This is a genomic window from Microbacterium sp., from assembly GCF_047602155.1.
In the GTDB taxonomy this organism is placed as follows: Bacteria; Actinomycetota; Actinomycetes; order Actinomycetales; family Microbacteriaceae; genus Microbacterium.
The window spans coordinates 2,177,329-2,191,589 of sequence record NZ_JASGHZ010000001.1 but is presented as its reverse complement, the minus strand read 5'-3'; the positions used below and the strand labels follow the sequence as shown (position 1 = coordinate 2,191,589).

Sequence of the window (14,261 nt, the reverse complement as noted above, 5' to 3'; positions counted from 1 at the left end):
CTGCGTTTCCCGACGCTGCGCTCATGGCGCGACTCCGTTCACGGTCAGGCCCGTGGCTTCGTCGAAGCCCAGGGCGATGTTCATCGACTGGATGGCGGCGCCCGCCGTGCCCTTGACGAGGTTGTCGACGGCGGTGACGACGACGACGCGGTTCGCCGCGCGGTCGATCGCGAGTCCCATGAGGGCCGTGTTGGCGCCGACGACGTCGGCCGTGCGCGGGAACGACCCCTCCGGCAGCACCCGCACGAACGTCTCGTCGCCGTAGGCGGCGTGCCAGGCGTCGCGGAGGTCGGAGTCGGTCGCGCCGGCGGCGATCGGTGCCGTGCTGGTCGCGAGGATCCCGCGGGCCATCGGCACGATGACGGGGGTGAACGAGACCCGCACGTCGGTGCCCCCGGCATCCGTCAGCGCCTGCTGGATCTCCGGGATGTGCCGATGGATGCCGCCGACGGAATATGGGTTGGCCGACCCGAGGATCTCCGCCGCGAGCAGGTTGGTCTTGAGGCTCTTGCCCGCTCCCGACGGCCCCACCGCGAGCACGCTCACGATGTCCGACGGGTCGATGACGCCCGCCGCGACACCCGGCGCGAGGCTGAGGCTGACGGTGGAGGCGTTGCACCCCGGGGCGGCGATGCGGGTCGCGCCGACGAGGGTGCCGCGCTGCCTGCCGCCCGGGGCGCCGATCACCGGCAGTTCCGGGACGCCGTAGGTCCACGGGTCGTGGAAGGGGCCGCCGTAGAAGGCGTCCCAGGCATCCCGCGAGGCGAGCCGGTGGTCGGCGCCGGCGTCGATGACGAGGGGCGTGTCGGCGAGAGCGTCGGTGTACTGCCCCGACTGGCCGTGCGGCAGTGCGAGGAAGACGATGTCGTGGCCGGCGAGCACCTCGGGCGTCGTGGGCTGCAGGGTCAGGTGCGCGAGCGAGCGCAGGTGCGGCTGATGCACGGCGAGCGACTCGCCCGCGGAAGAGTGGGCCGTGACGGTGCGGATCTCCACCTCGGGGTGGGCGGCGAGCAGCCGCAGGATCTCACCGCCGGCGTAGCCGGAAGCGCCGGAGACGGCGACCGAATAGGTCATTGTTCAACCTTATTGTCTGGGGGTGGCGCCCTTCGACGGGCGCGGGACGAAGCGAGGACGAAGCGGCGACACCGGCGGCTCCACCCGCGAATGCGGGGAGCTCGCGGGGTCGCCTAGAGTCGGCGGCCGGCCAGACGTCGGCGCGCGCGGAACACCGTCGAGACGGTGACCGGGGCCGAGTGCATGCCGCGACGTTATCGCGCCCCCGGCATCCATCGCAAATCGGGCCGCATCGACCCACCGGCATCCGTGGATTCGGAGATCGCACGCAGAATCGGATGTCGGAGGCCGAGCCCTCCGATTCTGCGAAGGTTTTCCGATTCTGCGGGGGATGCCGGACCATTGACACATCCGGTCTTGACGCAAACCACTTTGTAATGCAAAGTAGTTTGCATGAACAACGCCATCGACTCCACGCCCGACCCGCGCGGCATGCTCGACCTGATGAGTCAGACCCGGCGGGCGACGGTGCGCCGCCAGAACCGCCGCTACGCTGGGCTCGTCGCGCTCTGGGCCGTCGCCTGGGCCGTCGGCTTCGGCGCCCTCTGGGCCACCCGCGACGTCGGCGCGCTGACGCTGCTCTCCCCCGCGGCGGGATGGATCGCCTTCGCGGCATCCCTCGTCGTGGCCATCGTCGTATCGTTCATCGTCGGCGTCGCCGCAGCGCACGACGGCGTCCGTGGCCCCTCGCACCTGCAGGGCGCCCTGTACGGCTGCTCGTGGCCGATCGCGATGATCGCCGCCTCCCTGCTCCTGGGCGGACTGCAGCGCAACGGGATGCCGCCGGAGCTCGCGAACCTCGCGTATCCGGGCATCTACATCTTCCTGGTGGGCGTGATCTACCTCGTCAGCGGAGCCCTCTGGCGGGCCGTGCCGATGTACCTCCTCGGCGCCGCGCTCATCCTCACGACGGTCGTCGCGACCTTCGCGGGCACCCCGACGCACTACCTCATCTACGCGACGGTCGCCCCCGCGGCGATGCTCGTCGTGGCCGCCCTCATGCTGTGGGGGCCGCTCCGGGGCGACGGGCAGGGTGCGGCATCATGACCGACCTCGACCCCGTCATCCACACCGCCGCCCGGCTGCGGATCATGACGACGCTCTCCGAGACGCTCGACGACGGCGACGAGATCACGTTCCCGGCGCTGCAGAGACTGCTCGACATGACCGCCGGAAACCTCACGACGCACCTCGGCAAGCTCGAGGCCGCCGGATACGTCGAGATCACCAAGACCATCGCGGGACGCAAGCCCGTGACCTACGTCGCGCTCACCCTGGACGGCCGCGCCGCCTTCCGCACCTACCGGAAACAGCTGCTCACCCTGCTCGGAGAAACCCCATGAAAGCTCTCATCCACACCGACGGCCTCACGAAGCGGTTCGGTGACACCGTCGCCCTCGACGGCGTGACCCTCGACATCCACGCCGGCGAATGCGTGGGCCTGCTCGGCCCGAACGGCGCGGGCAAGACGACGCTGCTCACCCTCGTCGAAGGGCTGCGGATGCCGACCTCCGGCACCGTGCGCCTGTTCGGCGACGACCCGCGCGACCCCGCGGCGCGGACGCGGCTCGGCTCGACGCCGCAGGCGACGGCGCTGCCGGATGCGCTCCGGGTGCGCGAAGTGCTCGACGTCGTCGCCGCGCACTACCCGCGCGCCGCCTCCCGCGACGCGATCGCCGCCGAGTTCGGGCTCGGGCCCTTCCTCGCACGGCAGTGCGGGGCGCTCTCCGGCGGCGAGCAGCGACGCGTCGCGCTCGCGCTCGCCTTCGTCGGCGACCCCGACCTCGTGCTCCTCGACGAGCCCACCACGGGGCTCGACGTCGACGCGCGCCGCGCGCTGTGGGATGCCGTGCGCGCCCGCAACCGCTCCGGCACCGCCGTCGTCGTCACGAGCCATCACCTCGAGGAGATCGAGCAGCTCGCCGAGCGCGTCGTCGTGATCGACCACGGCGTCGTCCGGACCGACGACACCCTCTCGGCGGTCGTCGCGGGGGTCTCCCGGCGGCGCGTGACGCTGCGCGGCGCATCGGCCGACGACGTGCGGGCGCTCGATCCCGCAGCCACCGTCACCGAGGACGGGGGCGCCGTCACGGCCGTCGTCGCCGACTCGGATGCGCTCGTGCGCGCGCTCGTGCAGCATGGCACCCCGTTTACCGACCTCGCCGTCCGCGGCGCCACCCTCGAAGAGGCCTTTCTCACGATCACGAAGGGAGCCGCGTGATGTCGACCCTCGCTCTCGCAGCCGTCCATGCGAAGTACAACCTGATCGAGACGATGCGCGTGCCGATCGCGATCGTCGGCACGATCGTCTTTCCGACGCTGGCGTTCTGCCTGTTCGTCCTGCCGCAGAGCGTCGTGACGCAGAACCCCGAGTACGCCACCGCCGCCATCGCCTCGATGGTCGTGTTCGCGTTCATGTCGGCGTGCCTGTTCAGCATCGGCCTCGACGTCGCCGACCAGCGCTCGAAGCCGTGGTGGCCGTATCTGCGGACCCTCCCCGGCTCCCCCGCGGCACGCATCATCGGGCTCATGGGCACGACGCTCGTGCTGTCGCTCGTCGCGATGGTGCCGCTGCTGGTCGTCGGCGCCCTCTTCACGAAGGCCGCGGTCTCGCTGCCGATCGTGCTCGCCGCGATCGGGGTCGTCGTCGTGACGGCGGTGCCGTCGGCGCTGCTCGGCATCGTGATCGGCACGACGGCGGGCCCCAAGGCCGCGATCGCGATCGCGCAGGTCGCGATGTTCCTCCTCGCGTTCGGCGGCGGACTGTTCCTGCCGCCGCTGCTGTTCCCCGACTGGCTCGACCTCGCGTCGAAGTTCCTCTGGGTGCGCGAAGCGCGCGAACTCGTCGTGGCCACGGCGCTCGGCCAGCCGCTCCCGCTGTGGGCGCTCCTCGGCATCGCGGCGTGGACCGTCGTGCTCGGCGTCCTCGCCGTCTGGTTCTTCACGCGCGACGAAGGACGCCGCTACCGCTGAGTCGGCGGACGACACCGCGCCGCCGGCATCCGCAGAATCGGAGATCGCACGCAGAATCGGATGCCGGCGGCCGAACCGTCCGATTCTGCGAGGGTTTTCCGATTCTGCGAGGATGCCGCCGGCATCCGCACACGGCGGATGTCTCAGCTCGTCGGGAACGCCTTGATGCGCGCGAGCAGGTCGGGGCCGGTACGGTCGAGCACACGGCCGCCGAGGTGCACCCCGAGGGCGATTGCTCCGACCCCCACGGCGAGCGCGACGACGAGCGACAGCCAGCCGAGCAGCTCCACGCCGGTCGACAGAGCCGCCACGGCGAGGCCCAACGCGGGCGCGCCGACGACGAAGCACGCGCCGAGCACCGCGAACACGAGCAGCCCGGTGACGAACGTCTGGCCGGGCACGGTCTTGAACGGGCTGTCGCCCGGTGCCGCCACCGGCGTGACGATCAGCGCCGACGACACCGCGGCGACCCCGTAGCCGGCCAGCAGAAACCCGAGCGCGCCGCCGAGGATCGCGGGCAGCGACGCCAGGTGCCCGCCGATCACCGCGGTGACCACCGCGATCAGCGTCACGAGCGGCACCCCGACGCAGGCGGCGCCCAGCACGCGTCCGAGCCGGTCGGCACGACCCGGGATGCCGGTGGCCAGCACCGACGCGAACGCCGTGCCGTCGTAGGAGATGTCGGTGTAGCAGGCGATGGCCAGCACGAACGCCGCCAGCACCGCCGAGGCGGCGAACATCATGCCCTCGACGCCGCCGGTGATGGCGAACAGCACCGGGAACAGCGGAATGACGAGCAGCTGACGCAGGTACCGGGGGTCGCGGAGCCAGGCCGTCAGCGACCGGGCCCACGTCGCTCCGATCCCGCCGGTGGGCATGCGGCCGAACCAGCCCAGCGATCCCGCCCGCACCGCGCGGACGGCACGGCGCGGCGGATGCGTCGTGGCCGCAGTCAGGGCGCTCGCCCACAGCACCCACAGGAGGGCGAGCGTCGCCGCCGCGATCGCGAACCGCGCCGCCGCGAGAGCCCAGGCACCGGCGGCGACGTCGGCCGGCACCGCCCAGGCCGCGCCGAGCGGCGTCCACGCCACGGCGCCGGCCACCTCCCGCAGCCGGCCGCCGAGGTCCCCGGCCGAGCCGAGCACGGCGATCACGCCGCCGATGAGCGGACCGGACAGGACGACCAGCACGAGCACGAACGTGCCGATCAGCTCGCGCCCGCGTCGATTGCCGCCCAGGCCGCGGGAGACCGTGGCGACCAGCCGCGAGGCGATGACGCACGTGAGCACGGCCAGCGCCACCGCGGGCAGCGCGGCGAGCACGGCCAGCGGCCAGCGCAGCCACAGCACGACCGTCGACAGCGCGGCGAGGGTGGTCGCGATGCCCGGGACGCCGGTGAGACCGGTGGCCGTGAGGACGGTCATGACCCGCGTCGTGGTGAGCGGGAAGGGTGCCAGGCCCGCGGCATCCACCGTCGACTCCGTCCCGGCGACCAGTACCGGTCCGATCACCCAGCCCACGAGCAGCGCCGCGCCGCCCAGCACGGCGACCGTCCGGGCGACCTCCGGCCCCGTCAGCTGCGCGACGCCGATGAGCGCGACGAGCACGGTGCCGAGGATCGTCAGCGCCCACAGCACGCCGACGCAGAAGCCCACGAGCTGCCACGGGTTGCGGGCGAGGGTGTTCCCGAGGATGCGGTAGCGCAGCCTCAGGACTGTCGCAACCACTGCGGCCCCTCCGACACATGCCGCCCGCCGACGAGCGAGAGGAACCGGTCTTGCAGCGTCTGCGCGCCGCGCACCTCGTCGACGGTGCCGGCGGCCAGCACCCGGCCCGCCGCGATGATCGCGACGTGGTCGCACATGCGCTGCACGAGATCCATCGAGTGACTGGAGACGATGATCGACCCGCCCGAGGCGGTGTACGAGCGCAGGACGTCCTCGATGTTCGCCGCCGACACCGGGTCGACCGATTCGAACGGCTCGTCGAGCACGAGCAGGCGCGGCGCGTGCACGAGCGCGCACGCCAGCGCGATCTTCTTGGTCATGCCGGCCGAGTAGTCGGCGACGATGGTGCCCGCGGCATCCTGCAGATCCATGAGCGCGAGCAGGTCGGCGACCCGTGGGGCGATCTCGGGCCGCGGCAGCGAGAACATCATCGCGGTGTAGGTGATGAGCTGCTCCCCCGTCAGCCGGTCGAACAGCCGCACGCCGTCGGCGAGGTTGCCGATCATCGCCTTCGCCGCGGCGGGGTCGGCCCACACGTCGACGCCGTGCACCCACGCGCCGCCCGCGTCGGGGCGCAGCAGCCCCGTCGCCATCGACAGGGTCGTCGTCTTGCCGGCGCCGTTGGGCCCGACCAGGCCGAAGAACGAGCCCGGCGGCACGGTCAGATCGACGCCATCGACGGCCGCACGGCCACCGAAGCGCTTGACGAGGCCCGCGAGCTGCAGGGCGGGCGATGCGGAGGTCACCCTGTCGAGCCTAGCGGCGCGAGGTCCGGCCGCAGATGTCGCGATCCGCCGTTGCACCCGCGGCCGGGGGGCGGTTTGCGACACGTCTGTGCGGCGGGTGACGGGTATGAGGGAGTCGGTGGAGCGGGATCCGAACGCGATGCGGGTGATGAGGCGGATCTTCGCGTTGACGGACTCGATGCGCCCGTTGGAGGGGCCGTGCTCGATCGCGGCGAGGATCCGGTCGCGGTGTTGGCCCGGAGCGGCACGGATCTGGCGGCATCCGGGCGCAAGCGCGCGCATCACCCCGGAACCTGACACATTCGCGTACGGTCAGCACGCCCTCCGCCACCTGCGCGTAGCGCCACACGGATCAGCCCTACTCGCGGATGGCGGCGCCGAAACGCTCCGCCGCGACGGCGACCCCGGCGAGCTTCGCCGCGGTCGCCTCGGCGGCCGTGAGGGTGCGGTCGGGCGCGCGGAAGCGCAGCGCGAACGTCAGGCTCTTCGTCCCCTCCGCCAGGCCCGCTCCGCGGTAGTCGTCGACGAGGCGCAGCGACTCGAGCAGCTCCCCCGCGCCGTCGACGAGCGCGGCGCGGACATCGGCCGCCGGCACGTCGTCGCCCACGACGAGCGAGACGTCCTGCGTCGCCGCCGGGAGGCCCGACAGCGACGCCGCGACATCCGGCCCGGTCGACAGCGACAGCAGCAGGTCGAGGTCGAGTTCGGCGACGTAGACGCGGCCGGGCAGGTCGGCGGCGGCCGACACGGCGGGCAGCACCTCTCCGACGTAGCCGACCTCGGTGTTCCCACCATCGGATCGTGACACCGAGACGATGCCGGTGCGGCCCGGGTGCAGGGCGGCGCGCAGGCCCTGCGCGACGTCGAGGCGCACTCCCGCCGCGACCGCGATGGTCTGCACGGCGGCGAGGGCGTCGGTCAGGTCGTACGCGACCGGGGCGACACCGGGCTGCTTCGCGACGAGGCTGCCCGTCAGCAGCACCGCGACATGGCGCGGCTGCGGCGGGATCGACGCGTTCAGCGCGGCGAGCGTCGCCTCGTCGGGCAGGGCGCCCAGCGGCGGCACGACGTCGGTGCCGTAGACGACGTCGTCCTCGGGTGCGAAGACGGCACCCGTCTCGAAGAGTGCCAGGTCGGCGAAGCCGCGGGACTGATTGCGGTGCGCCACCTGCAGCAGCCCCGGCACGAGCGAGCGGCGCAGGTACGGCGCCTGGCCGTCGATCGGGTTGGCCAAGCGCACACTCGCGGTGTGCGCGCCCCAGGCGGAGCCGTGCAGGTCGTTGTCCTCCGCCGTCGCGAAGGGGAACGAGTGCGTCTCGACGAAGCCGGCGGCGGCCAGCGCGTTCGCGACGCGGCGGCGGCCGCGCTGCGGCGCGGTGAGCCCGCGGCCGGCGCTGCCCGGCGGCGGCGTGGGCACGATCGAGGGGATGCGGTCCAGCCCGTGGATGCGGGCGACCTCCTCGGCGAGGGTCCACTTGTCGGTGAGGTCGGGGCGCCACGACGGCGGGATGACCTCCCAGCCCTCGCCCGTCCCGCTGACCTCGCAGCCGATGGTCTGAAGGGCACCGGTGATCTCGGCATCCGTGTAGTCGACGCCGACGAGAGCCGGCACGAACTCGCGCGGCAGGACGATGGATGCCAGGAACACCTCGCCGTACAGCGCGCCGCCGTACTCGGGGTCGAGGGTGCCGCCGGCGAGCTCCACCATGAGGTCGGCGACCCGGCGTGCCGCGACGAACGGGATGAGCGGGTCGACGCCGCGCTCGAAGCGCCGCGAGGCCTCGCTGGGCAGCTTGTGCCGGCGGGCGGAACGCGCGATCGTGACGGTGTCGAAGGTCGCCGCCTCGATGAGCACGTTGCGCGTGGTGTCGCTCATCTCGGTCGTGCCGCCGCCCATGACGCCGGCCAGGCCGATCGGGCCGGACTCGTCGGTGATGAGTAGGTCTTCGACATGGAGCGTGCGCTCCTTGTCGTCGAGGGTCACCATCGTCTCGCCCGGGTGCGCACGGCGCACCGTGATGCCACCGGCGAGCGTGTCGAGGTCGTACCCGTGCACGGGGTTGCCGAGTTCGAGCATGACGTAGTTCGTGATGTCGATGAGCACGCCCAGCGACCGGATGCCGGCGAGCGTGAGGCGCGCCACCATCCACGGCGGCGTCGGGCGCGAGGGGTCGACGCCGCGCACGACGCGCGCGACGAACTCGCTCGCACCGGCGCGCCCGCGCAGGGGTGCGGCGTCGTCGACGGCGATCGGGAATCCGCTGCCCGGCTGCACATCCTCCCAGGCACGCAGCGCGGGGTCGCGGAAGACGGCGCCGGTGGCGTGCGCATACTCGCGCGCGATGCCGCGGATCGACAGCGCGTAGCCGCGGTCGGGCGTGACGTTCACGTCGACGGCGACGTCGTCGAGCCCGAGCAGCGCGATCGCGTCGGTGCCCGGCTCGGGGTCGAGGCCGAGCTCGGCCAGCCGCAGGATGCCGCTGTGCTCGTCGCCCAGGCCCAGCTCCTTCGCCGAGGCGATCATGCCGTCGGAGACGTGGCCGTAGGTCTTGCGCGCCGCGATCGGGAACGGCCCCGGCAGCACGGCGCCCGGGAGCGTCACCACGACCTTGTCGCCCTCGAAGAAGTTGCCCGCGCCGCACACGATGCCACGGATGCCCCCGTGCGCGCCGCCGACATCGACCTGGCACCAGCGGATCGTCTTGCCGCTCTTCTGCGGTTCTTCGACGAACGAGACCACGCGGCCGACGACGATCGGACCCTCGAGGTCGAAGCCGATCGCCTCCTCCTCCTCGAAACCGACCGAGACGAGCGCCGCGAAGACGTCATCCGGGGTCGCGTCCGTGGGGACGTCGACGTACTCACGCAGCCACGACAGAGGGACGCGCATCAGACCACCATTCCGAACTGCTCGCTGAAACGGACATCGCCCTCGGCCATGTCGCGCATGTCCTGCACGTCGGCGCGGAACATGAGGCACCGCTCGACGCCCATGCCGAACGCGAACCCGCTGTAGACCTCGGGGTCGATCCCCGCCGCGCGCAGCACGTTGGGGTCCACCATGCCGCAGCCGCCCCACTCGATCCAGCGCGCCCCGCCCTTGAACGAGGGATGCCAGAGGTCGAGCTCGGCGCTGGGCTCGGTGAACGGGAAGTAGTTGGTGCGCAGCCGCGTCTTCGCCTCGGGTCCGAACATCTGCCGGGCGAAGTGGTCGAGCGTGCCCTTCAGATGCGCCATCGTGATGCCCTTGTCGACGACGAGGCCCTCGATCTGGCTGAACACCGGCAGGTGCGTCGCATCGAACTCGTCGGTGCGGTAGGTGCGCCCCGGGCACAGCACGTAGATCCCGCGACCGTCGTCGACGAGTGCTCCGCGACGCTCGAGCATCGAACGCACCTGCACGGGGCTCGTGTGGGTGCGCATCACGAGGTGTCGCGCCGGCGGATCGACGTAGAAGGTGTCCTGCTCCTGGCGGGCCGGGTGGTCCACGTCGAAGTTCAGCGCGTCGAAGTTGAACCACTCGTGCTCCAGCTCGGGGCCTTCCGCGATCTCCCAGCCCATGCCGACGAACAGGTCGGCGATCTCCTCCTGCAGCAGCGAGATCGGATGCCGGGCGCCCGTGCGCACCCGCGGCGCGAGCGCCGTGATGTCGACGCGCTCGGCCTCCAGGCGCGCCGCGCCCTCGGCGGCGGCGAGCTCCTCCTCGCGGGCGGCGAGGGCCTGCGTGACGCGCGCCCGCGCCTGGCCGACAAGCTTGCCGAACTCGGCCTTGCGCTCGTTCGGCACGTGCCGCAGCTGCGCGTTCAGGCGCGCGAGCGCGGACGCCTCGCCGCTGTGCGCGGCGCGTGCGGCCTTGAGGTCGGCGATCGAGGAGGCCGCGGCACCGGCCGACAGGGCGGCTGCAACGGCGGCATCCACCGCATCCGGGGTGATTTCGAGGTCGTCAGACACAAGAGACGAGTCTACCGGCGGCCCGCGCCGCCGCGCGGCCGGCTCGCGCCCGCGCGAGCGGAGCGGTCAGGTCGCAGCGCGCTGGGCGAACGCCGTCTCGTAGAGGCAGACGCTGGCCGCGGTGGCGAGATTCAACGACTCGGCGCGCCCGTAGATGGGCAGGCGCAGGGCGAGATCGGCGTGCGCCAGCGCGGCCTCGTCGAGGCCGCGCGCCTCGTTGCCGAACAGCCACGCCGTCGGCTCACGCAACACGGCGCGCCGCGCGAGGAAGTCGTCGCCGCCGACGTCGGCGGCGACGATGCGCAGGCCCTCGGCGCGGGCGCGGTCGGCGACGACCGCGAGGTCGGCGCCGACCGCGACCGGCACGTGGAACAGCGATCCCGTCGTCGCGCGCACGACCTTGGGGTTGTACGGGTCGACGGTGCGGCCGGTGAGGACGACGGCATCGGCTCCGGCGGCATCCGCGGCACGGATGATCGTGCCGAGGTTGCCGGGGTCGCGCACCTCCTCGCAGATCGCGATGAGCCGCGGCGACGCGGCGAACACGTCCCGCAGCGCCGTCGGCGACTGGCGCGCGACGGCGACGATGCCCTGCGGGGTGACGGTGTCGGCCATCGCGTCGAGCACCGGCTCGGTCGTGAAGACGACCTCGACGCCGGCATCCTGCGCGGCCTCGCGCACGTCCTGGTGACGCTCCATCGCGGTCGGCGTCGCGAACAGCTCGACGAGCGTGTCGGGGCGGAAGGCGAGCGCCTCGCGCGCCGCCTGCGGCCCCTCCAGCAGGAACAGCCCGGTCTCCTGCCGGGCGCTGCGTTTGGTCAGCTTTGCAACCGCGCGCACGCGGGGGGAACGCGGGTTCTCGAGCACGCTCCGACTCTACTGGGAGTGGCGACGGATGCGCCGACACGGGGACGCGAAAGGGCGCCCTCCCGGAGGAGGACGCCCTTTCGGATGACGGGTTACGCGCGGGGCGCGTTGACGTCGGCGGGCAGCGCGGCCTTGGCCGTCGCGACGAGGCTCGCGAACGTCTTGGGCTCGTTCACGGCGAGCTCCGCCAGCATCCGACGGTCGACCTGCACGCCCGCCAGTCCGAGCCCCTGGATGAAGCGGTTGTAGGTGAGGCCGTTGGCGCGGCTCGCGGCGTTGATGCGCTGGATCCACAGGCGGCGGAAGTCGCCCTTGCGCTTGCGACGGTCACGGTACGCGTAGACGAGCGAGTGGGTAACCTGCTCCTTCGCCTTGCGGTACAGGCGCGAACGCTGACCGCGGTATCCGGATGCGCGCTCGAGGATGACGCGACGCTTCTTCTGGGCGTTGACGGCCCGCTTGACTCTAGCCATTTTCTTGTATTCCTAACGTGCGTCGGCGCTCAGCGGCCGAGGAGCTTCTTGGCGACCTTGGCGTCACCCGGGGCGAGCACCTGCTCCTGCGAGAGGCGGCGGGTGCGACGGGTGGGCTTGCCCTCGAAGTTGTGGCGGAGGTTCGCCTGCTGCTTCATGATCTTTCCGCTACCGGTGACCTTGAAGCGCTTCTTGGCACCCGAGTGGGTCTTCTGCTTCGGCATGTCTTCATCCTTCGTTGTGTTTCCCGCGGAGCGGGAGCTGTGGGGTCTACTCCGCCGCGGCGGTCTCGGCGGAAGCGTTCGCGTGGGCGCCGCGCGCCTGGCGGGCCGCCTCCTTGTTCGCAGCGCGCTGGGCGTTCTGCTCGGTCTTGACCTCGGACTTGTTCTTGTGCGGCGCGATCACCATCACCATGTTGCGGCCGTCGATCGTGGGGTTGGACTCCACGGTGCCGAACTCGGCGACATCCTCCGCGAACTTGCGCAGCAGACGCACGCCCTGCTCGGGACGCGACTGCTCGCGACCGCGGAAGAGGATCATGGCCTTGACCTTGTCGCCCGACTGCAGGAAGCCCTCGGCGCGCTTGAGCTTGGTCGTGTAGTCGTGAGCTTCGATCTTCAGGCGGAAGCGGACCTCCTTGAGGACCGTGTTGGCCTGGTTGCGGCGCGCTTCCTTGGCCTTCTGGGCGGCTTCGTACTTGTACTTGCCGTAGTCCATGATCTTGACCACGGGCGGCTTCGAGTTGGGCGCGACCTCGACGAGGTCGAGATCTGCCTCCTGCGCGAGGCGCAGGGCGACCTCGATGCGGACGACGCCGACCTGCTCACCCGCGGGTCCGACGAGGCGGACCTCGGGAACGCGGATGCGGTCATTGGTGCGGGGATCGCTGATGCGGAACTCCTTAGTCGTACGGGGGTGGCCACCGCGGCACAGGACTGTGCCTCGGGCGGAAGAGCCTCGCATCCACCCCGCACGACGCGCACGTCGGCTTCGTTCCTGCACCCGGCATCCACTGCGTGGACTACCCCTGCGACGGGGCGGAGTGCGTGACCCGGTAGCCTGGAGCGGCAAGCGCGGGTGGGATGTGATCCTCTTTCGATCCGGAGCAGAACACTCCGGTGCCCGTTCACTCTAGCAGAGAGCAGCCCGTGGCCACGATTCCCGCCTCCCCCGACCCTTCGCACGCCCACGACGAGACCGAGGATGCCGGGCGCCTCGCGCGCTGGGAGGAGCAGGAGCGCGCCGCGGCCGCGGCCACCCGCGACATCGCCGACGTGCCGGCGGTCGAGGTCATCACGACCGCGGCGGTGCACCTCATGAGCGCCGCCGCCGTCAAGGTGGGGCTGGCGGACGACCCGCAGCAGCAGCTCGATCTCGACGAGGCGCGCAAGCTCATCAACGCCCTCGCCGGGCTCATCACGGCCGGCGCCCCGGAGATCAGCGACATGCACGCCCGGTCGCTGCGCGACGGGCTGCGGTCGCTGCAGCTCGCGTTCCGCGAGGCGTCGGTCATCCCCGACCCGATCGGCCAGGCCCCGGCGAGAAGTGGACCGGCCCCGTCACCTGACCTCCCCCGTCGCCGGGCGCTCCGACGCAGCGCCCCGGCCCCGCGCTCAGGCGCGGATGAGCTTGACGGTCAGCGAGTCCACGAGCACGGCGATGCGGTCGTCCGCGGCCCAGCGGGCGGCGAGGCGCTGCAGGATCGCGTCGAGCTCGAGCTGATCGAGCCCGTCGACGAGATGCAGGCGCACGACGAGCTCGGGCCCGCGCAGCCGGGCGCCGGGGTCACCGGAGGCGACCGACAGATCGAGCACGCCGAGCTCCGACCCGATCGACTCCTGCAGCCCCGCGAACACCTCCGGCGAGAGGTGCGCCGGTTCCCACGGCTGGCCCTGACCGATCGCCCACACGGCCGGGCGGCGCAGCACGAACTCCGTCTCGGATGCCGGATCGATGACGATGAGGTCGGTGTCGTCGGCCGCCGCCGACAGCGCCGTGCGGATGCCGCCGGCCGGCACCGGCCGTGCCCGCGGATCCCACGCCGCCATCGCGGCCACCGAGGTGAACACCGGCAGCACGCGCCGCCCGTCGGGGGCGGCGACCGTCACGATCGACAGCTCCTGCGTCTTGTCGACCGCGAGCCCCGACGGCGCGACGCCGACGACGCCTGCCTCCGCGACGAGCGGGATCAGCAACCGCGCCCGGCGGTACGCCTCGACGACGGCGACCTCGTCGCCGCGGCGGGCGTGGAACGCCACCAGCGCGGCCAGCAGCGCCGGGTCGGCGGAGCCGTCATCGCCCGCGTGCGGATTGGGCTCGAAGCTGCGCCCCGCCCACGGCACGCCGGCCGAGTCGGCCTGCGGGCCGCACGCGTGCACGGCGCCCCCGGTGTCCGCAGCGCCGGCATCCGTCATACCGCCGGCATCCACGCCGGCGTCCGCGGCGCCTTC

General features: G+C 72.3%; 14 protein-coding genes and 2 pseudogenes. 5 read left to right on the top strand and 11 right to left on the bottom strand.

Annotated elements, in window-relative coordinates; genetic code table 11:
- Positions 1-21 precede the first annotated feature (21 nt).
- A complete protein-coding gene (gene argC, locus QM720_RS09905; protein ID WP_415126067.1) occupies positions 22-1,074 on the bottom strand; it encodes an N-acetyl-gamma-glutamyl-phosphate reductase in 1,053 nt (350 codons plus the stop codon).
- A gap of 393 nt (positions 1,075-1,467) precedes the next feature.
- Here argC and QM720_RS09900 point away from each other — a divergent pair, with 393 nt between their 5' ends.
- Genes QM720_RS09900 through QM720_RS09885 form a run of 4 tightly spaced genes read left to right on the top strand, consistent with a single transcriptional unit; the run spans position 1,468 to position 4,047 of the window.
- The gene (locus tag QM720_RS09900; RefSeq protein ID WP_415126065.1) at positions 1,468-2,121 is read left to right on the top strand and encodes a hypothetical protein; all 654 of its coding nucleotides are present in this window, start codon (positions 1,468-1,470) and stop codon (positions 2,119-2,121) included.
- Positions 2,118-2,417, top strand: a complete 300-nt coding sequence (locus QM720_RS09895; RefSeq protein WP_415126063.1) for a transcriptional regulator — start codon at positions 2,118-2,120, stop codon at positions 2,415-2,417. The genes QM720_RS09900 and QM720_RS09895 overlap by 4 nt, the downstream gene beginning before the upstream one ends.
- Positions 2,414-3,295, top strand: coding sequence for an ABC transporter ATP-binding protein (locus tag QM720_RS09890; protein ID WP_415126061.1), 882 nt, complete (start codon positions 2,414-2,416; stop codon positions 3,293-3,295). The genes QM720_RS09895 and QM720_RS09890 overlap by 4 nt, the downstream gene beginning before the upstream one ends.
- A complete protein-coding gene (locus QM720_RS09885; protein WP_415126059.1) occupies positions 3,295-4,047 on the top strand; it encodes an ABC transporter permease in 753 nt (250 codons plus the stop codon). Before QM720_RS09890 ends, QM720_RS09885 begins: the two co-directional genes overlap by 1 nt.
- A gap of 143 nt (positions 4,048-4,190) precedes the next feature.
- Here the strand turns inward: QM720_RS09885 and QM720_RS09880 are convergent, their stop codons facing one another.
- The 9 genes and pseudogenes from QM720_RS09880 to infC all read right to left on the bottom strand — a co-directional run bounded on the left by QM720_RS09880 (position 4,191) and on the right by infC (position 12,774).
- Entirely contained in the window at positions 4,191-5,774 is a 1,584-nt protein-coding gene (locus QM720_RS09880; RefSeq protein WP_415126057.1) for a hypothetical protein, read from the bottom strand.
- Complete coding sequence (locus tag QM720_RS09875) at positions 5,756-6,520, bottom strand: ABC transporter ATP-binding protein (protein WP_415127888.1); 765 nt, start codon at positions 6,518-6,520, stop codon at positions 5,756-5,758. The genes QM720_RS09880 and QM720_RS09875 overlap by 19 nt, the downstream gene beginning before the upstream one ends.
- 168 nt (positions 6,521-6,688) lie before the next feature.
- Positions 6,689-6,802: pseudogene (locus QM720_RS09870) on the bottom strand (hypothetical protein); the annotation flags it as partial.
- Between the two features lie 76 nt (positions 6,803-6,878).
- Positions 6,879-9,410, bottom strand: a complete 2,532-nt coding sequence (gene pheT / locus QM720_RS09865; protein ID WP_415126055.1) for a phenylalanine--tRNA ligase subunit beta — start codon at positions 9,408-9,410, stop codon at positions 6,879-6,881.
- The gene (pheS, locus tag QM720_RS09860) at positions 9,410-10,471 is read right to left on the bottom strand and encodes a phenylalanine--tRNA ligase subunit alpha (RefSeq protein ID WP_415126053.1); all 1,062 of its coding nucleotides are present in this window, start codon (positions 10,469-10,471) and stop codon (positions 9,410-9,412) included. The genes pheT and pheS overlap by 1 nt, the downstream gene beginning before the upstream one ends.
- Before the next feature lie 66 nt (positions 10,472-10,537).
- Positions 10,538-11,338: a TrmH family RNA methyltransferase gene (locus QM720_RS09855; RefSeq protein WP_415126051.1), complete on the bottom strand. Its 801-nt coding sequence runs from the start codon at positions 11,336-11,338 to the stop codon at positions 10,538-10,540.
- Positions 11,339-11,430: 92 nt separating this feature from the next.
- Positions 11,431-11,811, bottom strand: a complete 381-nt coding sequence (gene rplT, locus QM720_RS09850) for a 50S ribosomal protein L20 (protein WP_415126049.1) — start codon at positions 11,809-11,811, stop codon at positions 11,431-11,433.
- A gap of 29 nt (positions 11,812-11,840) precedes the next feature.
- A complete protein-coding gene (gene rpmI / locus QM720_RS09845) occupies positions 11,841-12,035 on the bottom strand; it encodes a 50S ribosomal protein L35 (RefSeq protein ID WP_415126047.1) in 195 nt (64 codons plus the stop codon).
- A gap of 46 nt (positions 12,036-12,081) precedes the next feature.
- A complete protein-coding gene (gene infC, locus QM720_RS09840; protein WP_415126045.1) occupies positions 12,082-12,774 on the bottom strand; it encodes a translation initiation factor IF-3 in 693 nt (230 codons plus the stop codon).
- A 185-nt stretch (positions 12,775-12,959) separates the two neighbouring features.
- On the opposite strand from infC, the pseudogene QM720_RS09835 reads away from it, so the two are divergent.
- Positions 12,960-13,378, top strand: a pseudogene (locus QM720_RS09835) (DUF1844 domain-containing protein).
- Between the two features lie 46 nt (positions 13,379-13,424).
- Here QM720_RS09835 and QM720_RS09830 read toward each other — a convergent pair.
- Positions 13,425-14,225: an SseB family protein gene (locus tag QM720_RS09830; protein ID WP_415127886.1), complete on the bottom strand. Its 801-nt coding sequence runs from the start codon at positions 14,223-14,225 to the stop codon at positions 13,425-13,427.
- Between the last annotated feature and the right edge of the window lie 36 nt (positions 14,226-14,261).

Bases quoted from the DNA above. Each gene is read 5' to 3' on its own strand.
- pheT (WP_415126055.1), bottom strand. From the start codon at position 9,410: ATGCGCGTCCCTCTGTCGTGGCTGCGTGAGTACGTCGACGTCCCCACG.
- QM720_RS09900 (WP_415126065.1), top strand. From the start codon at position 1,468: ATGAACAACGCCATCGACTCCACGCCCGACCCGCGCGGCATGCTCGAC.
- argC (WP_415126067.1), bottom strand. From the start codon at position 1,074: ATGACCTATTCGGTCGCCGTCTCCGGCGCTTCCGGCTACGCCGGCGGT.
- rplT (WP_415126049.1), bottom strand. From the start codon at position 11,811: ATGGCTAGAGTCAAGCGGGCCGTCAACGCCCAGAAGAAGCGTCGCGTC.
- QM720_RS09830 (WP_415127886.1), bottom strand. From the start codon at position 14,225: ATGACGGATGCCGGCGCTGCGGACACCGGGGGCGCCGTGCACGCGTGC.
- QM720_RS09890 (WP_415126061.1), top strand. From the start codon at position 2,414: ATGAAAGCTCTCATCCACACCGACGGCCTCACGAAGCGGTTCGGTGAC.
- rpmI (WP_415126047.1), bottom strand. From the start codon at position 12,035: ATGCCGAAGCAGAAGACCCACTCGGGTGCCAAGAAGCGCTTCAAGGTC.
- QM720_RS09895 (WP_415126063.1), top strand. From the start codon at position 2,118: ATGACCGACCTCGACCCCGTCATCCACACCGCCGCCCGGCTGCGGATC.
- QM720_RS09885 (WP_415126059.1), top strand. From the start codon at position 3,295: ATGTCGACCCTCGCTCTCGCAGCCGTCCATGCGAAGTACAACCTGATC.
- infC (WP_415126045.1), bottom strand. From the start codon at position 12,774: ATGCGAGGCTCTTCCGCCCGAGGCACAGTCCTGTGCCGCGGTGGCCAC.